This window comes from Peribacillus suis (genome assembly GCF_059384845.1).
The window spans coordinates 3,124,066-3,150,268 of record NZ_CM182019.1 but is presented as its reverse complement, the minus strand read 5'-3'; the positions used below and the strand labels follow the sequence as shown (position 1 = coordinate 3,150,268).

The window sequence follows — 26,203 nt, the reverse complement described above, 5'->3', positions numbered from 1 at the left end:
GTTTACCTATTTTACATGTACCATTTGTTAAATTAAATGTACCAATAGGATGGATCAATGACAATAGCCGATTTGAGCATCGGTCGATTTGAATTAGTTGACACTACTTTTTGTGCATGATATAAATGCATGTGCATGCATTATAATACTTTGAGAAGGAGTTAGATACTATGAAAGATTTATTTTCCCCTTATTCTATAAAAAATCTCGATCTTAAAAATAGAGTCGTCATGCCACCTATGTGTCAGTATTCAGTCATGGCTGAAGATGGCGTACCGACAAGCTGGCACCAACATCATTATGTAAGCAGAGCGATTGGCGGCACAGGTTTGATCATCGTGGAAATGACCGATGTGGAACCGGATGGCCGGATTTCCAATCGCGACCTTGGTCTATGGTCTGACGATCAAGTTGGGGCTTTCACTAAGATTGTCGATGAAGTGCATCAATATGGAGCAAAAATCGGCATCCAAATCGCCCATGCAGGACGCAAAGCCGAAGATGCAGAGACACCTGTTGCCCCATCGGCGATTGCCTTTGATGAAACATATAAAACGCCGAGAGCCTTGGAAACGGAAGAAGTGAAGGGAATGGTCGAGAAGTTCCGTCTATCTGTCAGAAGAGCGGTACAAGCTGGATTCGACGTCATTGAGTTGCATGGTGCACATGGCTATTTAATTCACCAATTCACCTCTCCACTTACGAATAAGCGGGAAGACGAATACGGGAAAGACCTGACCAAGTTCGGAGTGGAAGTCATTAAAGCGGCGAAAAGTGAAATGCCTGCCGATATGCCTTTGATCATGCGCATCTCTGCTAAAGAGTATGTGGATGGAGGATATGGAATTGAAGAGAGCATCGAGTTTTCGAAAGTCTTTAAAGAAGCGGGAGTGGATATGTTCCATGTCAGCTCCGGTGGAGAAGGACCGATTGGCGCTGATGGAAGACCGGGCACGCATGCCAATTATCAAACGCCATTAGCGAGAGAAATCAAAAAAGCGCTGGACGTCCCAGTAATTGCTGTAGGCCGATTGGAAGACCCGATCCTTGCCAACTCGATCATTGGTAACGAAGAAGCCGACTTGGTGGCAGTGGGAAGAGGGATGCTCCGTCATCCTTACTGGACATTAGAGGCTTCTAAAACGCTGAATAAACAGATTGAGCTTCCAAAGCAATATCAACTAGCATTCAAACATTAATAGTATGGACCGGTGGCCGCAGCATTTGCTTGCGGTCTTTTTTTGTATGCACCAAGATTGGGACATTTTTGTAAAATAAGTGCTTGCAGGTAACGTTACGTAACCTTATAAACTGAAGATAACGTTTAGAGGGGGAATGGTCTTGCATACATATTTCGAAAGTAAAGCATGGTCCTGGAGGGAACTTGTTTCCATCCTTGTACTTGTTTTAGTCCTGGTACCGTTTTTTATCGAGTTTTTATTGGCGAATTTCTTATTGGAATTATTTCATGACGATTTGTATTCCGGAACATTGGTCGGTTTCATCATGTCAATCATCTTTATGCTGGCCGTCTATTCACTTGCTTTACAACCGAAAAGCCTAAGATGGAATGAAGTGGGGTTACGTAAGTTTCAGAGAAGCTATTGGAAGAATATCATCGGCTGGTCATTTGTATTGATTGTGGTCAGCATCCTGATTCTCATCGTGATGGATATAGTGGGGATAGGCTATGAAAATAGCAAAACGGAAAGTGTTCAGGCTCATTTGACCCCCATCCATTTCGTTCTCGGTTTCGTGTCGGCGGCAATCATTTCACCTATTTACGAAGAAATCTTATATCGGGGTTTTCTTTATAGGTGGCTAAGGAGTAAATACGGCTTGAAGGCTGGATTATTTCTCAGTTCCTTCATCTTCATGATCGTTCATATCCCAAACTATAATGTCTTGCCGGTCACTTTTATATCCGGCCTCCTCTTTGCTTGGACTTATGAAAAAACCAAATCAGTCGTTCCCGGCATGATCATCCACGGTACATTCAATGCCATTGCCCTGATCCTTACCGCCTTTGGTTGAGAAGTGGTAAAAGAAGTGCTGTGCTCACAAGTGGTTGGAAAAATAAAGAGACTTTCAATGGAAGTCCCTTTTTTTTATTTTGATTACATTTTACCAATTGTTGTGATTTGGCAAGTTTTCATGTGAAATGTAAAGCATTTTACTTTATTGTTAAAAATGGATTCGAAGCCAATGTATGGGTTTTCCTGCCTGTTCATTGGTTTTGTTCGTGTCGTTATTTATGGGTTATGGATGAAAGGGGATAAGCGTAGATGTTTACAGCTAGATTCAATCATGCAACCGAGTGTAATGAAATGGTAGGAGGAAAAGCGCTAAATCTAATCAAAATGTCGAAATTGGGCATGCCTGTACCTGATGGATTCGTCATCACAAGTGAGGCCTTTTCACACTTCCTCGAAAAGAATCAATTAGATATAAAGAGTGAATCCATCCAAACGGAGGTTATGGAGGCGGTCATCCCGGATGATTTAGTAAGGGATGTATTGACCGCTTTCCAGGAATTGAGGAAACGTTATCCTGCCGTGGCCGTTCGTTCTTCTTCTGGTGCGGAAGATTTGGAAGGGGCCTCCTATGCGGGTCAATATGAAACCTATTTGAATGTAAAAACGGAAGAGGATTTCTTAGGTAAAGTAAAATCATGCTGGGCATCTTGCTTTGAGAACAGGGTACAGCAATATACCGAGAATATTTTTGAAGGGTCAGATAGCATTTCAATGGGGATTGTCGTTCAAGGTCAAATCTATTCAGATATTTCAGGGGTGATTTTCAGTCAAGATCCTGTTACATATAACCCGGAGTGTATCTTGATCAATGCCAGTTATGGATTGGGTGAGGCCGTCGTATCGGGCTTGGTCACACCGGATACCTATTTGGTCAGTCGAGATGGTACGAAAATGGAAAGAACCAAGGGCAGTAAAGAAATGAAAATCATTTCCGACTCCTCTGGAACAATGGAAGTGGCGACGGACCGGACTGAACGGAATGCCTATTGCTTATCAGATAAGTTGATTCATAGATTAATAGAAATGACCTTGAAAGTGGAAAACTATTATAACCATCCTGTAGATTTGGAGTTTGGCATTCATGACCAACAAGTCTACCTTTTACAAGCAAGGCCGATTACGACTGAAGTGAAGAAAAAGGAATCCGTGCCAGAAGCCAGGAAAGGTTACCTGTTGGAACGGAAAGACGAGGATGAATTCTGGTTTTTGCTTGATACGTTTTTCCCGAACCCAATCTCGCCATTGTTCACTTCCATCGTCACCCAGCCTTTTTATGAAGGCATGGCCATGGCCGTTGATGCATTGAAGGAACCTACGGGGTATACCAATATGAAAGCTCATAACGGATACTATTATGGGAAACAGACTTTCTTTGAAACCGACCCAAACCAATTGTTAGCAGAACAAGAGAAACTAATGGAGGAAATGTATCCGCGAATGAGGGATCGGATGTATGAAATCATCTATGATCAATTGATTCCCATCTATCGGTATTTAGATGGGGAAAGGGCTCAAGCATTTACGGTCGACAAAGTGAAAAAGGGATTAGTAGAGTTAGAGGCCTTTTATAAGGATGTGTATTTCTGGCACTTCATGATTGTCTTCCCGAGCAATCATATCAACAGGAAATTGGAGACCATTTATCTAAAAGCAACGGGAGATGCACCTTTACATGAACTCTATCAATCTTTGGCTGGCGTCATGAATAAGTCACTGGAATCCGACCATTTGCTTTGGGAGTTATCATTGAAAGTAAAAGCGGAACCTTCTTTGATGAAGGTGTTCATGGAATCGGAAGAAGGAAGCCTGTTGCAGAACCTCAACACCGTCGGCAGGGGCAAGGACTTCCTGAACCGTGTGGAGAGCTTCGTCAGCGTGTACGGATACCGTTCCACCAAGTCACATGACTTTATAGAAGATACATGGATTGAGAACCATGAGCATGTGTTACAAATCATCAAGAACTTAATACTGAATGAACATGATTTTGACAAAGAATTCGAGTCGGCTGTCACGGCCAGAAAACAGATGTATCAAAAAATCATCAACGGAATCAAGGATCCCAACGATCTGGAAGCATTTGAAGAACAGTATAAATTGGCTTTAGATGCGGCTGTTATCACGGATGATCATCACTTTTATATCGATGCCATGTTTGACGCGAAGGCCCGGTTATATTTATTGAAAGTGAGTGAGCTTCTAGTGCAGCAGCAAGTGCTGGACGATAAGGAAGATATCTGGTTTGTATATAAAGATGAGATCCTCGCTGCACTGGATGAACCTCACTCCTTGATGGAAGTCGTGAAGGAACGAAAGAAACAATATGAGATTCAAGGTAAAATAAAAGCTCCTTCTTATTTTGGGAAACCGTCGGAAAAAGAGCGGAACTTCGTGGAAATGGTATTCGGCTCACTCGAAGAAGATAAGGAGAATACGGGGAATGTGATGAAAGGTATCGCGGCTTCCGGAGGTATTAGCGAAGGCCCGGTCCGAGTGATCTCCAGCATGCAGGAAGCATCCAAGTTTCAAAAGGGGGATATATTGGTCTGTAAAAACACGACTCCCGTCTGGACGACTTTCTTCCAGGATGCAGAAGCGATCGTTACGGATACAGGGGGCATGCTATCTCATTCCGCAATTATTGCAAGGGAGTATCAGATTCCCGCCGTTTTAGGAACGAAAGTGGGAACGGAACGATTACATGATGGGGATTGGGTCATTGTCGACGGCAATACAGGAACCGTTACGATGATTGGCTAATTACCCTTTTGGATAGAGAATGTAAGAGGTGAAAGTATGAGTAAACAAAAAGAATTCCTGATGATAGCACTAACATTGATGGGGGCGTTCCTCGTGCCCATCAATTCAACGATGATATCCATTGCGCTCGGTTCCATATCGGGATTTTATGGATTGGATATACATAGTACGACCTGGGTGGTTACGATTTATCTGATTGTCATGGCCGTCACTCAGCCGATTGCCGGCAAATTGGGTGATATTTATGGAAACCGCAAGATCTATATAGTCGGTGCAGCCCTATTTCTTGTGGCTTCCATAGGATGCGCACTGGCTCCAAATATGATCATGCTTGTTGTCTTTCGATCTCTTCAAGCGATCGGTGGAGGATTGCTGATACCGAATGTGGTCGCCTTGATTCGACATACGGTGTCACGTGAACGTTTATCTAGCGTCATGGGACTATTCGGGATGGGGATGGGTCTGGGCGCAGCTGTCGGTCCTCTCGTAGGATCGTTGTTAATCGCGGTACTTAGTTGGAAAGCGATCTTTTGGGTCAATGTCCCCTTTTTAGTCGGTGCCCTTGCTGGCGGTATGTTCCTCATACCTAAGCTTGAGAAAAAGTCATCCAATAAACCGTTGGACGTACTCGGTTCCATCTATTTGGCCATATCAATAACCTTATTAATATCGTTGACGCATACAAACTCGACAAGGGTGTCTATCATTCTTGCAATCGTGAGCCTTTTATTCATTGTGCTATTCGTGAAGCGCGAGCGTTCCGTTCCGTCGCCGATCATCGATTTCCAATTGTTTAAGAGTCCTATCTTTGCGAATGCCAACATATCGGTCTTGCTAAACAATTTCATCATGTATGCAATCTTGCTTGTCATGCCGTTGATCATGACGACAAAAATGAACATGTCAACATCCATGAGCGGAATCATGCTATCCCTGTTCTCGATTTCCATGGCACTCAGCAATATGATGGGTGGGCAATTAAACCGAAAATTCGTATCGGCAAAAGTCATCTTCTTTTCTTTCGCCGTAACGGTGGTAACGAATTTCTTATTATTTTTCGTGATTTCCTCCCAGTCTTTTATCTACTTGGCCATTACACTCGTGTTAAATGGGTTGGCTATAGGGTTAGGACTGACCAGTATGCAGGTTGCCTCGCTTGAAGCGGTGGATGAGTCAGTCTCCGGTTCGGCTTCAGGCATCTTCTCGACGTTCCGATATTTCGGAAGCATCGCCTCTTCCACGCTCATAGGGATTGTTGCGAGTTATTCCATCCTATTTGGCATTCTAATGATAGCAGCCTTGTTAGGTGCACTTTTGGCCAGGATGGTGTACAGGAATAAAGCAGTAAGTACGGTATAAAGATCATGTGTTACGGACTTCCACATTTTCCAATTACCTGTATAATTAAGGTTGAAACCTTTATATCAATGAAGGGGGAGTCCGTATCGTTTTGAATAAAAAAAAGTATATGGTATTAGCTGGTGTTTTAATATTTTTCTTGATTATGTCGATGCTTTTTGCCCGTACATATTTTACACATCGAGAATTCATGGAGGCTGCCAATAAGTGTTATGATAATAATGGTATGCCAGAGGTAGAGAGAAATACTTTTTCGAATGATTGGTCTGTTATATGCCATCCATAATAGTCATGTTTTCCTGAAAGTTTTGTTATAATATACAAGACAAATTAAACGATAACTTGGGGTGCTTATAATGGAACAAATTAAAATTTTTACACCAGAAGAAATTGAAGCAAAGGTTGAGGCAGGAGAAGCGATTGAACTTGTCGATGTCCGTGAAGACGAAGAAGTGCAAGAAGGCATGATCGAAGGAGCGAAGCACATTCGCATGAATGATATCCCTGCCAACCTTGACTACTTCGATAAGGATAAAGAATATATCTTCATCTGTCGTTCAGGACGCCGCAGTGAGAATGTATGCCATTACCTTCAGGAGCAAGGCTATAAAGTGGCAAACATGGATGGCGGAATGATGCATTGGACAGGGGAAGTCATCGTTAAGTGATGGGGTTTTTCAAGAAGCCTTGTTACTTTTGCAAACGGAAGACGAAAGACGTCACGACCTATCTGAACGAAGATCGAAAAAAGATACATGTTTGTGCACAGTGTAAGGGGTATGCGGAAAGACGTGCATATTTCCGAGCTAAATGAGTGGGGCCCTTCTTTCGGAGGGCTCTTTTTTCTGGGGATATGTTAAAATAAGGATGTTTAAGTCAGAATATATAGACAAAGGGGAATCTGTCAAGTGCATGTACATAAAGTAGCGGTCATCTCGGGAGATGGAATTGGTCCTGAAGTAATTGATGAAGGTATAAAAGTATTGAATAAAGTAGCTGAATTAGCGGGCGACTTTTCGTTTGAATTCACCTATTTTCCATGGGGGTGCGAATATTACCTGGAGCATGGGAAGATGCTTCCTGATGATGGGCTGGAACGGTTGAAGGAATTCGAGGCCGTCTATCTTGGGGCAGTCGGTTATCCTGGTGTTCCAGATCATATTTCCTTACGGGAACTGTTATTGAAAATAAGGAAGCAATTCGATCAATACGTGAATGTCCGTCCCATTAAGTTGCTGAAGGGTGCGCCTTGTCCACTGAAGGATGTGACTCACGACCAAATCGATATGGTGGTCATCCGCGAAAACAGCGAGGGAGAATATGCCGGTGCAGGGGATTGGCTATTTAAAGGAAAGCCAGAGGAAGTGGTGTTACAGACAGGTGTCTTTTCCCGTAAAGGTACGGAACGGATTATCCGTTACGCCTATGAATTGGCACGGAAGTCGGGAAGAACGCTAACGAGCATCAGTAAAGCGAATGCCTTGAATTATTCGATGGTTTTTTGGGATGAGGTGTTCGAGGAAATTGGACAGGAATATCCGGAAGTGGAAACGCATTCTTACCTGGTTGATGCGGCGAGCATGTTCTTTGTCAAACAGCCTGAAAGGTTTCAAATCGTCGTCACCTCCAATTTGTTCGGTGACATCATCACCGATTTAGGCGCCGCCATTGCTGGAGGGATGGGGCTGGCTGCCGGGGCCAATTTAAATCCTGAACGAGCGTATCCGTCCATGTTCGAACCCATCCATGGTTCTGCACCGGATATAGCGCAGCGAGGCATCGCCAATCCGCTTGCCGCCATTTGGTCTGCGAGCCAGATGCTTGATTTCTTCGGTCATGAAGATTGGGGCAAGAAGGTACTGGGTGTCATTGAACAAGTGATGGTCGATAAAAAGGTGCTCACTCCTGATATGGGAGGAAATAGTTCTACTGAAGAAGTCGGCAATGAAGCGGTGGCTTTACTATCGGATTTATAAGTAACACGTATAATCCATGAATAAAATGGGCACCCTGCTCAATAACCATCAAACGTTAAAAAGGCAGGGGAAAGCCAATGATTCAAGTGAAGTTGTTTGATTATGAGCATGAAAAGGATTTGGAAGAGGAGATGAATGACTTTCTCGTCGATATCCGTGATAGTCAAATCGTCGATATTAAATACAATGTCGCCACGACCGGTGAAGAGGAACATGAACAGATTTATTGTTTTAGTGCGATGATCATTTATAAAAAAAGGTGAAATCCGACCCATATGACTTGGTGTCGGTTTTTTTTACATGTAAAAAACAGGCCATACTGTTCAAGGGATTTGTCTTCTGCGAAGAGAATAGGTAAAGTTAGACGTAATACAGTGTGATGGTGTATTAAAAGGGGAGATCCATTTTGGATAACAATATGAAGCAACTCATGAAAGAACTAAAGAAATCAAACGGAGGCCATGTGTTCTACTGTTTCGATGAACTGGAGACTTATATTCATAACGAAACCCTATTCATTATTTCCGGTGTTGAACAGGGAAACGATATAATGGTCGTCGAAAATGATCGGATCTTTCCTTTCGTATATAAGAAATTACAAGGACAATTAAATGACGAACAGCTGAAGAAAGTGCACCATATCAATAATTTTGATTTTTACTGCTTTGAAGGAGACTTTCATCCTAACACGATGGTCGAGTATTTTTTAAGGAATGTGGAGGGATACATGGCGAATGATGTTTCCCTGCAAACCTGGGGCCACGTTGAATGGGGGGGAAGTGAGGAAGTCGTGTTCGAGAGCATTAGCGAATATGAAAAGGGCGTCAATCAAATCATTGCAAAAAAGGGCATGGTTTCTGTTTGTGCCTATGATGAATGTAGGCTGACCCCGACACTGAAATCCATGTTAATGAAGCACCATGGCGTGTTCATGACGGATGAAACGTGCACAATCATAGCTAACTAAACCAGGCAGAGGTGAGATAGTTGGAGCGCTTTACTGAAGAGGTAATCGGTATCATACAACATATTCCCCCGGGGAAAGTCATGACGTATGGGCAAATCGGCCAACTGGCTGGACACCCGCGCGGTGCAAGGCAAGTCGTCCGCATTCTTCATTCAAGCAGCAAGAAATATAACCTTCCTTGGCATCGGGTGATCAATGCGAAGGGTGAAATTGGCTTAAAACAGGAAGGGCTGGCTTCCCAACAAATCTTCTTACTAGAGAGTGAAGGAATCCACATCACAGAACATGGCAAGGTCGACCTTGAGGTGTACCGCCATCACCCTGAGGAAGCCGAGGGATGGAATATGGATCGTGGTTGAAAAAACGCAAATCGTGGTTGAATTAAGGGTAGGCGTGGTCGAATAAATCGGCGTTGTGGTTGAATAATGGCCATTTGTGGTTGAATTCCTATCAAGGACAAATCATAGCTACACAAAAGAGGCTGATCCCGTAACGAACGGGATCAGCCTCTTTACATTCTATGAACGAGCATATAATGCAGCATTCATGCCGGCAAGTCGACCGGTCACTAATGCAGAAGTGATGTTATAGCCACCCGTGTATCCGTGGATGTCCAAAATCTCGCCACAGAAATACAGCCCGTCCATTAGTTTGGAGGCCATTTCCTTAGGTTGGATTTCTTTGACGGATACGCCGCCACCCGTTACGAAGGCCTTTTCAATCGACTGGGTTCCATGGACACCGAATTGGAAATCCTTACATAGTTCGGCGAAGCGGCGGATTTTTTCATTGGAGATTGTCGCACCTTGTTCTTGAAGGTCGATTCCACTCCGTTCCAGCAAGAAGTGGAGATACCGTTCCGGTACAAGTCCTTTTAATGTGTTTTTAATTGCCTTTTTCGGTTCGGACTTGATTTTCTTTGCGATATCTTGGAAGACTTCTTCTTTGTTCCGATCCGGAAGGGCATCGATTTTCATCGTCACTTCAGCGAGGTTCCACTTTTTCATTGCCTTGACGACGAATTGGCTGCACCGAAGAACGGCTGGTCCGGATACTCCGAAGTGCGTAAAGAGCATGTCCATTTTATGCGTAATCAACGTTTTGCCTTTTGGGTTCAGTACGCTTAATGAAACATCTCGAAGTGCGAGCCCTTGTAGCGTCTTTTCTTTAATGAATGTTTCATTACTTAGGACCGGGACTTCCGTCGGGAACAGCTCGGTGATTGTATGTCCGGCCTTACGTGCCCAAGCATAGCCGTCACCGGTTGAGCCTGTTTGCGGGACTGATTTCCCCCCGACGGCAATCACGACCGCATCCGTTTCGAAGATTTGACCATCTTTCAAGCGAACGCCGCTCGTTTTCCCATTATCATAGAGAACCTCAGCGACAGGGGAATTCTTATAGATCTTCACCTTCAAATCGGCCAGGCGCGTCAATAGGGCATCGACAACGCTTTGTGCTTTATCGTTGACGGGGAACATCCTGCCATGATCTTCTTCCTTTAGGGCCACGCCTAACTTTTCGAAGAACTGTATGATGTCTTCATTGTTGAATTCAGAAAACGCACTATATAAAAATCGCCCGTTTCCAGGGATATGCTGAATGATTTCATCGATGGAGAGCCTGTTCGTCACGTTGCAGCGCCCGCCACCTGATATCGCTAGTTTCCTGCCTAATTTCTCGCCTTTATCCACTAATAATACGTGGGCACCTTTTTCGCCAGCCGCAATGGCTGCCATCAATCCGGAAGGGCCACCGCCAATTACTATTACATCATATTTCAAAATGATCACGCCTTTATTTTTTTCAGTCTCTTCATTATATAGCAAGACCCTGTCAGAATGCGAACTACAATAAAAAGGAATGATTTGTTTGTATAAAATCCGTGAAAACGATAAACTTGAGTGTAGTTTTCTATAGAAAAAATCCTTTATTATGTTAAGATAAAGAGCGTGTGAAACGTAACTGAAAGAGGCAGGAAGGGATAAAATGTCGTCTAAGTTTTTAAAAGGGGCTTTTATATTAACCCTGGGAGCGATTATTTCCAAGGTTCTTGGTTTATTTTACGTCATCCCATTTGAACATATGGTTGGAAATAAAGGGGCCACACTCTATCAATATGGATATGTTCCCTATACGATATTCATTAGTTTCGCCACGGCTGGCATGCCGCTTGCCGTTTCTAAATTTATATCGAAGTATAATGCGCTCGAGGAATATGCAGTGGGGGAGAAGCTATTCAAATCGAGCTTGAAGTTAATGATGATCACCGGGTTCCTCGCCTTTGTGGTGCTTTTTACAATGGCACCGGTTTTCACTACCATGCTTGGCGTCAATAAGAACAGCGTGAGCGATATCACCTCTGTCATACGGGCGATCAGCTTCGCTTTGATCCTTGTGCCATTCATGAGCATCATCCGCGGGTACTTCCAAGGGCATGAAGCCATGGAGCCAACGGCGATTTCCCAGGTCGTCGAACAAATCGTCCGAATCGTATTTCTACTGGCCGGTGTGTATATTGTCCTGCATGTCCTTGACGGTGAATTGGTGAGAGCCATCCAGATCGCAACATTTGCGGCGACTGTCGGAGCACTCGGCGGTTTAGTCGTTTTGTTTTGGTATTGGAAGAAACAAAAACCGTATTTGGACAGCTTGAAGGAGAGAGACCGGGGGACGATGTCCATCTCTTTGATCCAGATTTATAAAGAGATTTTCTTATCATCGATTCCATTCATCTTTGTCGGGATCGCGATGCCTCTGTTCCAATTCGCGGACTTGATGACCTTCAACAGGGCAATGTCTTCGATTGGCTTACTGCATGTGGCCGAGGAGGCACTAGGGGTTCTCAACGTATATGCCCAAAAGCTTGTCGTGATTCCGATGACACTTGCTACCGGATTTTCGATGGCGTTATTGCCAACGGTGACGAAAGCTTTTGTAAGCGAGGATCAAACCGAGTTCACCCGCCAGCTTGATCAGGCTTTTCAAATCTTATTATTCATAACCATTCCGGCGGTCGTTGGGATGTCGGTGCTTGCTGATCCGATTTATAGTGCCTTTTACAGTCACGATTTGCTTGGGATTAGTGTGCTTAAGGCTTATGCGCCCGTGTCGGTTCTATTTGCGCTCTTTTCGATTTCTGCTGCTGTATTACAAGGTATCAATCAGCAAAAATACACGGTGCTCAGTTTGCTAGTCGGATTTTTGGTGAAGTTGAGCTTGAACATTCCGATGATCAAATTATTTGAAACGGAAGGTTCCGTATATGCGACGGCACTGGGCTATCTGGCCGCAGTCCTATTGAATTTGTACGTCATCTCCTACTTTACGGGCTATCGTTACAGCCTTACGATAAGAAGGACCGTCTTGATGGCGACTTTTTCCGCGATAATGGGACTTGCCGTTTGGGGTCTGCACAGCTTGTTATCCCTTTGGTTAACTTCTGAAGGCCGATTCCAGGCAATCTTGATTTCCGCCGTATGTGCGATTTTTGGGGCACTGATCTACGCGGCGCTCTCCTTGAAGAGCAAACTTGCCCATCGCCTATTCGGTACGAGGATTGATAGGTTGAAGAAGAAGTTGGGATTATAAAAAGATTGTGTTTTAAATGTAAGAAAAAGGGTAATGTTATATTATCCCCTGATTTAAATATATTGGCCTTGCCTGTCTTGAAAATGGGCAAGGCTTTTTACTGAAAAGGCTTTAGGAGGAAACAATGAGAATTGATAAGATTTTATCCAATATTGGGTACGGAAGCAGGAAAGAAGTGAAGAAGCTCCTGAAGTCCGGAGCCGTGAAGGTCAACGACCGGATATTGAAGGACGCGAAGGAACAGGTGAACCCTGATGTTGAAATCGTAACAGTTCATGACGAACGGGTTGAATATAGAGAATTCATTTACCTAATGATGAATAAGCCTCCGGGCGTATTGTCGGCAACGGAAGACAAACACCAAGAGACGGTCATCGACATCCTTGAGCCGGAGGACGCGGTCTTTGAACCATTCCCGGTGGGCAGATTGGATAAGGATACAGAAGGGCTATTGCTGATCACGAATGACGGCAAGCTTGCACACCAGCTGCTATCCCCGAAAAAACATGTGCCGAAAACATATTTTGCGGTCATTGATGGTGAAGTCACGGAACGGGATATTGAAGCATTCCGTAACGGTGTCACCCTGGACGATGGGTATGAAACCAAACCAGGCGAATTGAACATTTTAAAATCGGGCCTGACTTCCGATATCGAGCTGACGATAATGGAAGGAAAGTTCCATCAAGTGAAGCGGATGTTTGAATCTGTCGGAAAGAAAGTCGTATATCTGAAGCGTCTTTCGATGGGAAGCCTGCAACTGGACGAGGATCTTGAGCTTGGGGAATACCGGGAGTTAACGGCAGAAGAAATTGAACAGCTGAAGGCAGGTCAGCCTGCTGAATAATAACAAAAAATGAGGCGGACTAGTAGTCCGCCTCAAATTACTTTTTACATATCGATTTTGTTCGGGTGGTTATTCTTTTTTTAAGATGACATCTTCACTTTTTTGCTTGTTGTTGTCCAAACACCACGGCTTGGGCTTTGAACAAGGTCATTGTACTCTAGGACATTTAAATCGCGTTGCACTGTTCGAGGAGTGATGCCAAATTCTTCTACAAGCTCTTGAGTAGAAACCGTACCGTTGTTACTAATGAACATATAAACGGATTTAATACGGGTTAACATGCGATTTGTTGAAGGTTTCAAACAAAATCACTCCTATTCTTTTCATTGTTATTGTGAACAAATGAAAACAACCGATATGTCGGACAGCATTTCAGCTGCCACTATGTACGTACTATACCCACCCTTTAACTCCTCGGAAACATTAAGAAAAAACAAGATGCCATTTGCTTTATTTTACCCCTATACATATCTAAATTCCATACCAAATTTTAGAATTAACTAAATATTACATCTATTATATAGTTTTTTTAACCAAAATATTCATTTACATTCAAAAATAAATGAATTTCAGGGTAGAATGAAAGCATGCCTTTATTTTGTCAAAAATTCCAAGGAATATTCATGGGCAACGGAAAAATCCACTCCACTTCTAAACGATTGTGTCCTTTTGTGAAGATAACCTTTCATCAGCCACCAACATATACTATGATATTTACAGTACCATTATCATAGAGTATGAGATGAACTTGATGGTTTGTTAAGGAAGTACACCTAATCAAGAGGATTCTTTAGAATTGAAATATAACCATATACGAGGTAGAGCATATGAACGAAAGATTAATGGAGTTTCTATTGCGGGACGAAGTGTCCAGACTTACGGGCATGAAGCGGCAAGTATATGAATTTATCGTGTATGAAGAAGATTACCTGGCTTCAAAAGCGGAAACGGTCGATCAATTTATGAGATTATTAGTGAAGCATTCTCCGCCGCGACTCGCGGCCCGACATTTTAATATGCCTTATGAAGAAATCATTCGGTTCATGTGTGAGATTGAAGAAGAGTTGAACGCACGGCTAGAAGAACGATGTAAAAAAGTAAAATGGCTGGATTTTACGGAAAAGAGCCAGCGAACGTTTGATGATCATGATAAGAAGTTGTATCTATTTGTGAATTGAATAAGAAAAAACGGTGCAACGCCTAGCCGCTGCACCGTTTTTTGTATGGGTTGAATGATCAATAAACTTTATCACCATTAAAAATTGAATTTTTCACGATGACATAATCTACAGTTCGAATCGCTTCTAATTTCGTTCCACCAGCATAAGAAATGGAGGATTGAAGATCTTGTTCCATTTCTTTTAATGTGTCTTTTAACGCACCTTTGTGCTCGACGAACATTTTCTTGCCTTCTACATTCTTCTTTTCACCTTTTTGAAACTCTGAAGCTGAACCAAAGTACTCTTTATAGATCTTTCCATCTTTCTCAACCAATTCGCCTGGAGATTCATCATGGCCTGCAAATAATGAACCAATCATCACCATAGTGGCACCAAATCTAATAGATTTCGCAATATCCCCATGTGTACGAATGCCACCGTCCGCAATAATCGGTTTACTTGCGGCCCTTGCACATAGACGTACGGCTGCTAACTGCCAGCCACCCGTACCAAATCCTGTCTTGATTTTCGTGATGCAAACCTTACCTGGTCCAATTCCAACTTTTGTTGCATCCGCCCCGGCATTTTCCAATTCTCTTACGGCTTCTGGAGTACCGACGTTACCTGCAATTACGAAACTATCAGGTAAGTGATGTTTGATATGTTGGATCATATTGATTACAGCATTGGAATGGCCATGCGCGATATCTATCGTAATGTAGTCCGGTACAATACGCTCTTCAGCCAATTCTTGTATGAACCCATATTCTTCTTCTTTGACTCCGACACTGATGGAAGCGATACACTCACACGCATGCATATCTTGAATAAAAGCTTTGCGCTTTTCTGGTTCAAAACGATGCATGATATAGAAGTACCCATTCTTAGCCAAGGATGTAGCGACTTTCTCATCTATAATGGTCTGCATATTCGCAGGTACCACAGGTAACTTGAAGGTATGTTTACCTAACTTTACAGTAGTATCACATTCCGAACGACTATTAACTATACATTTAGCGGGAATTAATTGAATATCTTCGTAATCAAACACATTTTCCATTGTTTACACCTCTATATACGAATGTTGTAATATTTTTTTATGAAATTGTTCGCCCATTGGTAATTTACATCATTTTCATCATTAAGTCAAAGCTTTTATTTTTAAATAAATCAAAAAATTATAAAAAGAAGCGGTTCTGCATCCTATGAATCTCCTTATCACGTACAATCTAAGCCCCAGGTACAACAGGTGTAAGCGACCCACATAAAAAAAGAGAAAAGAACTTCAGTAGAAAAAATTGTAAAAAAGAAGAAAAGAGTGTACATTTAATTTATGAGAATGAGAATCAATTACATTTGGTTTCCGAGGAGTGGTCATGAGTGAAACAGTACGATGTCTATGATGTAACCGTAATTGGGGGAGGGCCTGCTGGCCTTTATTCCGCTTTTTATAGTGGGTTAAGAGAAATGAAGACAAAGATCATTGAATATCAGCCACAATTAGGTGGGAAGATCCATGTATATCCTGAGAAGATGATTTGGGATGTTGGGGGACAGACACCTATTACGGGAGCTAAGTTAATTGATCAACTTGTGGAACAGGGATTAACCTTTAATCCAACGGTAGTATTGAATGAAAAGGTGGAGTCGATCAAGCGGGATGAAGAGGGGATGTTTGTCTTGCTTACGTCTTCCGGCGGCCTGCACTATTCGAAAACGATCATCGTGGCCGTCGGTGGCGGGATATTGAATCCACAAAAGCTGGAAATCGATGGGGCAGAGCGTTATGAAGTGTCCAATCTGAATTACACGGTAAAGCCCTTAGAACGATTCAAGGATAAAACGGTAATCATTTCAGGTGGCGGGAATTCTGCTATCGATTGGGCGAATGAATTGGAGCCTATCGCCAAAAAGGTCTATGTGGTCTATAGAAAAAATGCATTGGCGGGTCATGAATCACAGATAAGCCAATTGATGAAAAGTTCTGCAGAATGCCTGTTCAATACGTCCATTACAAAACTGGTCGCTTGTACCAATCATGAAGTCATTGAACGTGTAGAACTAACGAGTCATGAAACAGGGGAGGTTTCCCATTTATCAATCGATGAAGTGATCATCAACCATGGGTATGAGCGTGATGCCTCGCTACTTGAAAACAGTGAAGTGAAGGTGGATATGGCCGATCATTATTATATTGCAGGCAATGCAACCAGTGAATCCTCAGTAGAAGGGATGTATGCCGCAGGGGATATTCTTCAGTATGATGGGAAAGTGAACTTAATAGCGGGTACCTTCCAGGATGCCGCAAATGCAGTCAATCAAGCAAAACAGTTCATCCAGCCTGATGCGCACAAGGTGGGAATGGTTTCTTCACATAATGAAATATTCAAAAGACGTAATAGGGAAATCGTTCAACAGATGATGACGCGATAAGACATGCAGAAAGCTCCAGTCCCCTTATGGGCTGGAGCTTTTTGCGTGTATTTAAAGGGATTCCTTAATCACCTTTTTGTAATGGAAAACGGAAAGGATACCGAAGATCGAGTACAGTATCGTATAGAGGACCATGACAATGATCATGGGTGTCCAGACTTCCGTACCAAAGAAGAACCAGCCGGATTTAACGGCAAAATAGCTATGGAATAACCCAACGACTAGAGGAATCCCAAAGTTGAAGACCTGTTTGGCCTGAATCCCTTTTAACAAATCACCTTGTGTGAACCCAAGTTTTCGTAAAATGGTATAGTTCGCTTTTTCATTTTCGCTCTCATCCATCTGTTTGAAATAAAGGATGCACCCTGATGTGATCAAGAACGTTAATCCTAAAAAGCCGACGATGAACATCGTAAGACCCATGTTTATTTTTATACTTTGCAGTTCTTGGTATTGTGAACCACTATATTCTTTATCCTGGAAGGAAATCGTATCGAAAATCTCATTCGCCTTTTCGATATCACCCTTATTCTTTAAGTCAATCCCATAATAAACGGGAGAATCCAGTTGGAGTTCAGGGTCCAAATCCTTTTTCAGACGGTCAAAAACTGCTTGATCCACAATGGCTACTGGCATTCCGCCATTCGTTAAATAATAGGGAAGGATGGAGTCATCTTCTGGCCCTAAATAGTTTTGGGGAATGCTCATGTTTTTTCCCTTCAATTCGATTTTCCCGGAATCTTTAAGAGATGTTAAACTCTGTAGCGTTGGACTATACCCGCTGAAGATGGTCTCTTTCGGTGTGACATCGATCCTCTTCACCGACCGATCACTGACAATGGCAAGATTCATGATATTCGGGTCAAAGCCCGCTTCTTCTATGGTGCTATCCAGTATATCTTTTATATTGACCTTTGCCCGAATGACCTCTATCTTATTTTCGTTATATCCGATTGATTTTGCTGCCAATGCCTCTTTTAACTTGTTTGAATCCTCGCCATTGGACAGGGAAAAGTCAGTAGGTACATAGGATGTGGCCATTTTCTCCGATGAGTAATAGGAGATATAGGTCAAGGATAATAATCCGATTGCAAGAGCGGAAACGGTCGTGATGATGGTCAGTAAAACGGAATTGGATTTCATCCGGAACATGATGGATGAAAGCGAAAGCACTTCATTGATGTTCAGGTATCCATTCTTCCTCTTGCGGACTATATTAAAGAGGAAAGACACCGATCCCTTATAAAATAGGTAGGTTCCGATGATGACGGACCCCAGAATGAATAGCATGGCTATTAAAAGGGAATTCGCCTGAGAGAAAGAACCATCAAATAACTTCGTTGAAACATAATAGCCAGCAATGATCAGAATGATTCCAGCTATCCCAAGGATCATTTCAAAAATCGAAACCCTCTTCACTTTTCCTTCCGTGTTCGAAGTCACCCTAAAAAGTGATAAGATGGTCTGTCTTTTGATGAAACCAAAGTTCATCAACATGATGAATAGATAGATGATACTGAATACGATAAGTGTCTGAATGAATGGTTGCATGGTAAAGTGAAGGGCGGCGATCGCCTGGACTCCCGTAAGCTTGAATAATATCATGATGATCAATTTTGAAGCCGCAAACCCTACGAATATCCCCAGGAATACGGAACAGAAATACAGGATTAAATTTTCGACGCTCAGGATGCGGAAAATCCTGTTTTTGGTCATGCCTATTAATTGAAATAAGCCAATTTCCTTGCTGCGACGTTTAATGAAAATGCTATTCGCATATAAAAGAAAGATGGAAACGATGGCAATCAACAGGACGGAGGCTGCTTGAATGGCAGCTCCCCCTTTAATCCCCCCACTTACTTGATCCATTGACGGATCGTATTGCAAGGTAACAAAGGCATAATAAAGGGAGGCACTGAAGACCAAAGCGAAAACGTATAGATAATAATTCTTCAGGTTCTTTTTCAGACTGCGAAAGATGAGTTGATTAATGCTCATTATGCACCCCTCCTAGTACACCTTGTGTTTTCATGATATCTCTGAAGAAGGATTGTCTCGTTTCTTCCCCTTTATTCAATTGAGAATAGATCTGTCCATCTTTGATGAAGATGACGCGGCTACAGTAACTGGCTGCCACTGAGTCATGCGTAACCATGATGATGGTGGCATTACGCTTTTTGTTCAATTCGCTCATCTTGTTCAATAAATCGGAAGCGGCTTTTGAATCAAGGGCGCCTGTCGGCTCATCGGCAAAAATGATGCTTGGTTCATGGATGAAGGCCCGTGCCGCAGAGGTACGCTGTTTTTGGCCGCCGGAAATTTCATTCGGATATTTGTCCTTGATTTCATATATGCCAAGTTCATTTGCGAGTGTTTCGAACTTTTGCTCGGCTTCTTTTTTCGGCGTTTTGGTGATTGATAATGGTAATAGAATATTTTCCTTGACCGTCAGAGTGTCCAATAAGTTATAATCCTGGAAGATGAATCCTAGGTGATTCTTACGAAATTCAGCCAGCTTCTTTTCTTTCATGCCGGAAATTTCTTTTCCTTCGATGATGATGGTTCCATTACTGATCTTATCAATCGAGGAAAGGACATTCAGAAGCGTGGTTTTTCCTGAACCGGACGCTCCCATTATACTGACGAATTCCCCTTCGTGTATGTTGATATCCAAGCCTTTCAAGACTTCTTGTTTATTGAATTTATTGCCGTAGCTTTTATGGATCTTTTTCGCTTCTAGTATATTCATTCCCATACACTCCCTTTATTTCGATATCTTCATTATAAAAGCCTTTCCCTTTCTTTTCCTTCGATTGGCCGAACAAAGAACAAAAGCATGTGACATCTTTGTCACATGCTAAGGAATTTAACGAATTGATTTTTTTGCGGGAAAGTCAGGATGAAAGTGGTCCCAATTCCGGGGGTGGAACGGACGGTTATCTCGATGAATAAGGAATCGGCCACCTTCTTGGTTAAGTATAACCCCATTCCCGTCGCCCCGTGGTCTTGATGATTGGTCGTTGATGTGAATCCTTTATCAAAAATGCGGGGAAGGTCCCTTGGGTCGATGCCGCGGCCAGCATCCTTCACTTCAAGGATCGTTTGTCCATTGGATTCGTGGCTCTGTATCAAAATATCGGATCCTTCACTATATTTGATGCTATTGGTCAATAGTTGCCGAATAATGAATGCGACCCATTTACTATCGCTTAAGCACTCGGCTTTTTCCAATTGGATATCGAATCCAATCCCTTTTTGCATGCACCAAGATTGTAACGTCTTAATCTCGTCGAAAATAATCCCTTCCAAATCGGCGTTACCGATATATAGATCATTTTCCATGAAGGGTAGCCGCCGTTGATGCAACTGTTGATCAAGCAAAAGGTGGATGCGGAGCCATTCATACGTCATATGGGATTTGAGTTCTTCATCTTGTATGCGATCAATCATTAAACGTAGGGCCGTCAAAGGCGTCTTCACTTCATGAATCCAAGATAATAGTTCGTCCTTTTCCTGCTCCAATGTCATTTGTCCGTATGAAGCCGTCCGTTTCAGATATTCGATTTGATTGCTGATGCTACGTTCGATGATCTCTTCAAAAGGGCTTCCCGGTTCCGCTAATTGACTTACATCCAAATTATCTTCCCGTTCCACTAAACTTCGATAGAATTTCGTTTCCTTGTGGTAGCGGACCACCAAAAAGATGATGAACATGATGAATGATAAAAAGACCATGTAGAGAATGGGGGATAAAGGAATGGCCGAATCAAGATAGGCGACGAATATGATGAATAAGTGAAAGAGGATGTAGAAAGTAATCCAGCTAAACCTTTCCCATATAAATTTCTTAATCATACATGATCCTCTTCGACCGCAATGTAACCTTGTCCCACTTTTGTTTCGATATACTGTCCCAACCCCACCTCATCGAGCCTTTTCCTCAATCGATTTACATTGACCGTCAAGGTATTATCGCTGATAAAGCGCTTATCATTCCATAAACTATTGATTAAATCATCGCGGCTCACTATTTTATTCTTCTGCTCAATCAGCCTTTTTAGGATGAACACTTCATTCTTTGTCAGCTCGATTGTTCCTGTCTCGGTTACAACTGTATTCTTCTCATAGTCCAAGGTGGCGCCGCACCAGGTTTTTAGTTCGATCTTTTCTGTATTGTAATTATAGACACGACGAAGCGTCGCTTGTATCTTGGCAATCAGTACATCAAAATGAAAGGGTTTCTGGATGAAATCATCTGCCCCAAACTGCATGGACATCACGATGTCGGTCGGGTGATCGCGTGAAGATAAAAAGAGAATGGGTACGTTCGAGTGGGTGCGAATCATCCTGCACCAATGGAACCCGTCGAATTTTGGCAATTGGATATCAATGAGGACCAAGTCGGGTTTAATGGCAGTGAATTCCTGCATCACCTTACTGAAATCGTTGATTCCATATACATCATAGGACCATTGTGCCAATCTATCTTTAATCTCATTGAATAATGTGGTATCATCTTCAATTAACAATAGTTTAAACAAGTAAGGGTCACCACGCTTTTCATCAATTTAATGAAAGTATATAGTAAATTCATTTAAGGTTCTAGAGGAGAAAGAGATTTAGGGTGGGATCTAGTTACAAAAGGTGACATCCATTCCTGAAAAAAACACCCATGTTTGAATTTCATCTGAGTCTCTGTATGTAGTCCTTTTTGGTTTGTAAAGGAATCGCATAGAAAATTAGTATTGACTTACCGTCTCTTTTTTGGAATAATGTTAATAATCAAATATTGGTATCTTTAATTCAGTCCCGTGAGGCTGACAAGGACAACGGATTTTTATGATGTGGGAGACGTCCATGCATTTTTTGCCTGGCTACTACTACTCGTCATAATGCAGAAGAGGTTTATTGTCGGTTGATGACAATAGACCTCTTTTTTCTTTGTGGGTATCAGTTTAAAAATGGAGGAAACGTTATGGGAAAAGTAGATGCAGAGTTTTCATGGCAAGCTGTACCGCAAGGAAATCGTAATAATTTTTGGAAGATTCTATCCATTATGCTGGGGTTCACTTTCTTCTCGGCAAGCATGTGGTCGGGAGGGGAATTGGGAACGGGATTAACATTGGTTCAATTCCTTCTCATCGTATTGGCGGGCAATTGTGTGCTGGGCCTGTATACGGGGGCGTTGGCCCATATTGCCGCGAAGACCGGCCTTTCTACACATCTGCTTGCAAAGTATGCCTTTGGTGATAAAGGCTCTTATGTGCCCTCCTTATTGCTGGGGTTAACGCAAGTAGGTTGGTTTGGAGTGGGGGTAGCGATGTTCGCGGTTCCGGTTGAAAAGGCAACAGGGATTAATATCTATCTATTGATTATAAGTTTTGGAGTGATGATGACGATATCTGCCATCTATGGTATTAAGGCACTCGTGCTGTTAGGGTTCGTTGCTGTGCCGGCCATTGCCATTCTGGGTAGCTACTCGGTATTTGAGGCAACCGAAACAATCGGTGGGTTTCAGGGGTTATTAGATTATCAGCCTACTGAAATGATGGGAGTGGGCGCTGCCTTAACCATCTGCATTGGTTCATTCATCAGCGGGGGTACCTTGACGCCAGACTTTGCCCGCTTTGCCAAGACGACCCGGTCAGCCGTTGTCGCAACGGTGATTGCCTTTTTTCTAGGCAATTCACTTATGTTCATATTCGGGGCGATTGGGGCAATGACGTACGGTGTTTCGGATATTTCTGAAGTCATGTTCTTGCAAGAGCTGATTTTGCCGGCAATCATTGTATTGGGACTGAATATTTGGACAACGAATGATAATGCGCTATACGCTTCGGGATTGGGATTTGCCAATGTTACGAAAATTTCCAAGAAGAAACTTGTCGTGGTTAATGGAATCATCGGCACATTGCTAGCAATGTGGCTGTATACTAATTTCGTCGGTTTTTTGAATGTACTAGGAGCAGCAGTCCCGTCCATTGGGGCCATCATTTTAGCAGACTACTTTATCGTGAAACGTAGAAAATATGGGAAATTCGAAGAGATGTCTTTCAAAAAGGTCAATTGGTTATCGATGATTGCTTGGGCAGGAGGCGTCGCTTTGGCCCAGTTCGCACCTGGCATCGTGCCAATTAATGCTCTAATCGGGACCATCATCCTGTATGTTGCCTTGATGAAATATGTACCTATCAACAAAATACTAAGAAGAGGTGTACAGTCAGATGCTTATTAAACATGCTAAATTAAGAGGAAAAGAAGGTCTTTGGAATATTGTCGTCAGAGAAGGAATGATAGAATCGGTTACGCAGAGCCTTAATGAGAACGTTGAGAACGAGTTGAATCAGCCGATTTATGATGTGGAGGGGTCACTTGTTCTCCCTCCCTTTATTGAACCGCATATCCACCTTGACACGACGTTGACGGCAGGAGAGCCAGAGTGGAACCAAAGTGGGACGTTATTTGAAGGAATCCAGCGGTGGTCCCAACGAAAAGAGTCTTTGACGAATGAAGATGTGAAAACCAGGGCGAAAACGGCTTTAAAATGGCAAATCGCTCAAGGAATCCAGCATGTCCGTACACATATCGATGTGACCGATCCGGAACTTACGGCACTAAAAGCCATGCTCGAAGTAAAAGAAGAAATGTCGGATTTCGTTGATTTGCAGTTAGTGGCTTTTCCACAGGAAGGAATTCTCTCTTATCCGAATGGAACGGGATTACTGGAAGAAGCGCTAAAAATGGGGGCCGATGTTGTAGGGGGCATCCCCCACTTTGAGTTCACTCGCGAATATGGCGTGGAATCGATGAAGATTGCGTTTGATTTAGCGGAAAAATACGATCGCCTCGTGGATATACATTGTGATGAAATCGATGACGAGCAATCACGTTTTGTCGAAGTCGTCGCTAAAGAAGCTTACGAGAGGGGACTAGGTACACGAACGACAGCCAGCCATACGACGGCAATGGGTTCGTATAATGATGCCTATACCTATAAGTTGTTTCGCTTATTGAAGCTTTCGTCCATTAACTTCGTATCCAATCCATTGGTGAATATTCATCTTCAAGGAAGATTCGATACATATCCGAAACGAAGAGGCTTAACACGTGTCAAAGAATTACAGGAGGCAGGACTAAACGTATGCTTTGGTCACGATGACATATTCGACCCATGGTATCCACTAGGAACGGGAAACATGCTGCAAGTGCTGCATATGGGCATTCATGCTTCTCAACTAATGGGTTACGAGCAAATCGTCAATTCCATCGATTTAATTACCGCCAATAGTGCAAAAACCTTGCAAATCGAGGACCACTATGGAATCGAGGCGGGAAAACCTGCCAACTTCATTGTTTTAGCGGCAGAAAATGAATACGAAGCAGTCCGTAAACAGGCCATGGTACGCTATTCCTTCAGAAACGGGAACGTGATAGCCGAAACAAAGCCAAGGGAAACGACCATTAATCTGGGACAAGGTACAGAGAACATTACTTTCAATAAATGATGGAAAAGCTAGGCACACAGGGTGTCTAGTTTTTTTGCGCTTGTAGGCGCTCTTCGCAAATTGGTAGCAATTCCATCAATTGCCGTGTGCGAAAGTGCGTAGTTGATTGGTCATGTATGATTCCAAAAATAAATGGCTGCTGCAGATGTGAACGTCCACACTGCAACAGCCATATTTGTTATTTGTTCAAAATACTGTGCTTTTTACCGTAAGTAAAGTAAATGATTATACCGATGATCATCCAAATAAGGCACGCAATCCAGGTGTGTGCGGATAGTTGGGTCATCAGGAATATGCATAAAATAAATGAAATGACTGGAATGGCTGGGAAGAAAGGTACCTTAAATCCATCATTCGGAATGTCTTTGTTTTTGCGTAAGTAAATGACGCCGATTGATACAACAGTGAAGGCTAAAAGAGTACCCATGTTTACAAGCTCTGTTAACTTATCCAATGGGACGAAGCCTGCGCATAAGGCAATGAGAGTCGCAAAAATCCATGTGTTTTTTACTGGTGTTTTACGTTTCGGATGAACTTCGCATAATAATTTTGGTAGTAAGCCGTCACGACCGAATGCGAATACTAGGCGAGTACCACCGTAAAGCATAACAAGGATTACGGTCATCATCCCAACGACGGCACCTATGGAGATAATACCGGCCACCCAATCTTGGTTAACCACTTTCATGGCAAAGCTTACAGGGTCACTTACATTTAACTGTGTGTAAGAAACCATACCCGTCAATACAAGGGATACAGCAACATACAATAAGGTACAGATAAAGAGCGAACCAATAATACCGATTGGCATGTTACGCTGTGGATTTTTAACTTCTTCGGCTGCAGATGATACTGCATCGAAGCCAAGATAGGCGAAAAATACTAAGGCCGCGGCACTTAGAACCCCGCTTGTACCAAATGGGGTGAATGGCTTCCAGTTTGTCGGTTCAACGTAGAATGCGCCGACTATAATAAATAGTAAAATAACGGCCACTTTTACACATACCATAATCGTATTGAATTTTGTCGATTCTTTAATGCCTAATGTCAACAAGGCGGCAATAAGGAAAATGATCAATATAGCTGGCAGGTTAATGTATGTGCCGTTATCTGGATCAAATGAACCGGATATTTCGTGAGGAAGCAAAATATTAAACCCGGCAAGTAGCGAGCTAAAATAGGATGACCAGCCTGTAGCAACGGCAGCAACAGCTAAGCCGTATTCAAGTAATAGGGACCAGCCGACTAGCCAAGCAATGATCTCCCCAAAGACAATGTAGGAGTATGTGTAAGCACTCCCTGTAACTGGAACGGATGAAGAAAATTCAGAGTAGCACATTGCGGCAAATGCACAAACAAAGGCGGCAATGATAAAAGAGAACACAATCCCAGGTCCTGCATGCTGGGCTGCAACGGTACCTGGAAGGATGAAAATTCCTGTACCCACAATGGCACCGACACCGAGTAGGATTAAATCAAACGCTCCTAGTGTCTTTTGTAATTGTACTTTTCCATGATTTTGTAAAAGTTGATTCACGGATTTTTTTCGAAATAAGTTCGTTTTCATTT

At 42.7% G+C, this 26,203-nt stretch carries 23 protein-coding genes; 15 read left to right on the top strand and 8 right to left on the bottom strand.

The window, feature by feature from the left end:
- Positions 1–170: 170 nt before the first annotated feature.
- The 9 genes from AC503W_RS15330 (at position 171) to AC503W_RS15290 (ending at position 9,457) form a co-directional block, all read left to right on the top strand.
- Complete coding sequence (locus AC503W_RS15330; RefSeq protein ID WP_402986720.1) at positions 171–1,199, top strand: NADH:flavin oxidoreductase/NADH oxidase; 1,029 nt, start codon at positions 171–173, stop codon at positions 1,197–1,199.
- A 136-nt stretch (positions 1,200–1,335) separates the two neighbouring features.
- Positions 1,336–2,034, top strand: a complete 699-nt coding sequence (locus AC503W_RS15325; RefSeq protein WP_402986718.1) for a CPBP family intramembrane glutamic endopeptidase — start codon at positions 1,336–1,338, stop codon at positions 2,032–2,034.
- A 251-nt stretch (positions 2,035–2,285) separates the two neighbouring features.
- Positions 2,286–4,796 (top strand): PEP/pyruvate-binding domain-containing protein, encoded by a 2,511-nt coding sequence (locus AC503W_RS15320; protein WP_494914739.1) that lies wholly within the window; start codon positions 2,286–2,288, stop codon positions 4,794–4,796.
- Between the two features lie 36 nt (positions 4,797–4,832).
- Positions 4,833–6,155 (top strand): MFS transporter, encoded by a 1,323-nt coding sequence (locus AC503W_RS15315; RefSeq protein WP_427590676.1) that lies wholly within the window; start codon positions 4,833–4,835, stop codon positions 6,153–6,155.
- Between the two features lie 356 nt (positions 6,156–6,511).
- Positions 6,512–6,823: a rhodanese-like domain-containing protein gene (locus AC503W_RS15310; protein ID WP_402874682.1), complete on the top strand. Its 312-nt coding sequence runs from the start codon at positions 6,512–6,514 to the stop codon at positions 6,821–6,823.
- Positions 6,824–7,063: 240 nt separating this feature from the next.
- Positions 7,064–8,131, top strand: coding sequence for a tartrate dehydrogenase (locus AC503W_RS15305; RefSeq protein ID WP_402874685.1), 1,068 nt, complete (start codon positions 7,064–7,066; stop codon positions 8,129–8,131).
- Between the two features lie 77 nt (positions 8,132–8,208).
- Positions 8,209–8,394, top strand: a complete 186-nt coding sequence (locus tag AC503W_RS15300) for a sporulation protein Cse60 (RefSeq protein WP_402874688.1) — start codon at positions 8,209–8,211, stop codon at positions 8,392–8,394.
- A 143-nt stretch (positions 8,395–8,537) separates the two neighbouring features.
- Positions 8,538–9,098, top strand: a complete 561-nt coding sequence (locus AC503W_RS15295) for an MEDS domain-containing protein (protein ID WP_403122228.1) — start codon at positions 8,538–8,540, stop codon at positions 9,096–9,098.
- Positions 9,099–9,118: 20 nt separating this feature from the next.
- Positions 9,119–9,457 (top strand): MGMT family protein, encoded by a 339-nt coding sequence (locus AC503W_RS15290; RefSeq protein ID WP_403122226.1) that lies wholly within the window; start codon positions 9,119–9,121, stop codon positions 9,455–9,457.
- A gap of 159 nt (positions 9,458–9,616) precedes the next feature.
- Here the strand turns inward: AC503W_RS15290 and AC503W_RS15285 are convergent, their stop codons facing one another.
- On the bottom strand, positions 9,617–10,882 hold the full coding sequence (locus AC503W_RS15285) for a BaiN/RdsA family NAD(P)/FAD-dependent oxidoreductase (RefSeq protein ID WP_427590675.1): 1,266 nt from the start codon (positions 10,880–10,882) through the stop codon (positions 9,617–9,619).
- Between the two features lie 205 nt (positions 10,883–11,087).
- Between AC503W_RS15285 and AC503W_RS15280 the strand changes: the two genes are divergently transcribed.
- Complete coding sequence (locus tag AC503W_RS15280; protein ID WP_402957837.1) at positions 11,088–12,689, top strand: putative polysaccharide biosynthesis protein; 1,602 nt, start codon at positions 11,088–11,090, stop codon at positions 12,687–12,689.
- Positions 12,690–12,813: 124 nt separating this feature from the next.
- Positions 12,814–13,536 (top strand): pseudouridine synthase, encoded by a 723-nt coding sequence (locus tag AC503W_RS15275; RefSeq protein WP_494914736.1) that lies wholly within the window; start codon positions 12,814–12,816, stop codon positions 13,534–13,536.
- 80 nt (positions 13,537–13,616) lie between these two features.
- On the opposite strand, the gene AC503W_RS15270 is transcribed toward AC503W_RS15275, so the two are convergent.
- Complete coding sequence (locus AC503W_RS15270; protein ID WP_402874705.1) at positions 13,617–13,838, bottom strand: DeoR family transcriptional regulator; 222 nt, start codon at positions 13,836–13,838, stop codon at positions 13,617–13,619.
- 525 nt (positions 13,839–14,363) lie between these two features.
- On the opposite strand from AC503W_RS15270, the gene AC503W_RS15265 reads away from it, so the two are divergent.
- A complete protein-coding gene (locus AC503W_RS15265; protein ID WP_494914735.1) occupies positions 14,364–14,714 on the top strand; it encodes a hypothetical protein in 351 nt (116 codons plus the stop codon).
- A 58-nt stretch (positions 14,715–14,772) separates the two neighbouring features.
- Here the strand turns inward: AC503W_RS15265 and guaC are convergent, their stop codons facing one another.
- Positions 14,773–15,756 (bottom strand): GMP reductase, encoded by a 984-nt coding sequence (gene guaC, locus AC503W_RS15260; RefSeq protein ID WP_402957833.1) that lies wholly within the window; start codon positions 15,754–15,756, stop codon positions 14,773–14,775.
- 320 nt (positions 15,757–16,076) lie between these two features.
- Between guaC and AC503W_RS15255 the strand changes: the two genes are divergently transcribed.
- The gene (locus tag AC503W_RS15255; RefSeq protein WP_494914733.1) at positions 16,077–17,129 is read left to right on the top strand and encodes an NAD(P)/FAD-dependent oxidoreductase; all 1,053 of its coding nucleotides are present in this window, start codon (positions 16,077–16,079) and stop codon (positions 17,127–17,129) included.
- Between the two features lie 51 nt (positions 17,130–17,180).
- Here AC503W_RS15255 and AC503W_RS15250 read toward each other — a convergent pair whose 3' ends face one another.
- The 4 genes from AC503W_RS15250 to AC503W_RS15235 all read right to left on the bottom strand — a co-directional run bounded on the left by AC503W_RS15250 (position 17,181) and on the right by AC503W_RS15235 (position 21,670).
- Positions 17,181–19,127 (bottom strand): FtsX-like permease family protein, encoded by a 1,947-nt coding sequence (locus AC503W_RS15250; protein WP_494914732.1) that lies wholly within the window; start codon positions 19,125–19,127, stop codon positions 17,181–17,183.
- On the bottom strand, positions 19,117–19,878 hold the full coding sequence (locus tag AC503W_RS15245) for an ABC transporter ATP-binding protein (protein ID WP_402874719.1): 762 nt from the start codon (positions 19,876–19,878) through the stop codon (positions 19,117–19,119). Before AC503W_RS15245 ends, AC503W_RS15250 begins: the two co-directional genes overlap by 11 nt.
- 101 nt (positions 19,879–19,979) lie before the next feature.
- Positions 19,980–20,984: a sensor histidine kinase gene (locus tag AC503W_RS15240; RefSeq protein WP_494914731.1), complete on the bottom strand. Its 1,005-nt coding sequence runs from the start codon at positions 20,982–20,984 to the stop codon at positions 19,980–19,982.
- Entirely contained in the window at positions 20,981–21,670 is a 690-nt protein-coding gene (locus AC503W_RS15235) for a response regulator transcription factor (protein WP_402874724.1), read from the bottom strand. Before AC503W_RS15235 ends, AC503W_RS15240 begins: the two co-directional genes overlap by 4 nt.
- 434 nt (positions 21,671–22,104) lie before the next feature.
- Here AC503W_RS15235 and codB point away from each other — a divergent pair, with 434 nt between their 5' ends.
- Together codB and AC503W_RS15225 are read left to right on the top strand one after the other, a co-directional pair.
- The gene (gene codB / locus AC503W_RS15230; protein WP_403122213.1) at positions 22,105–23,364 is read left to right on the top strand and encodes a cytosine permease; all 1,260 of its coding nucleotides are present in this window, start codon (positions 22,105–22,107) and stop codon (positions 23,362–23,364) included.
- Positions 23,354–24,634 (top strand): cytosine deaminase, encoded by a 1,281-nt coding sequence (locus AC503W_RS15225; protein ID WP_402874730.1) that lies wholly within the window; start codon positions 23,354–23,356, stop codon positions 24,632–24,634. Before codB ends, AC503W_RS15225 begins: the two co-directional genes overlap by 11 nt.
- Before the next feature lie 178 nt (positions 24,635–24,812).
- Here the strand turns inward: AC503W_RS15225 and bcaP are convergent, their stop codons facing one another.
- Positions 24,813–26,201, bottom strand: a complete 1,389-nt coding sequence (gene bcaP / locus AC503W_RS15220) for a branched-chain amino acid transporter BcaP (protein WP_494914730.1) — start codon at positions 26,199–26,201, stop codon at positions 24,813–24,815.
- Positions 26,202–26,203: the final 2 nt, after the last annotated feature.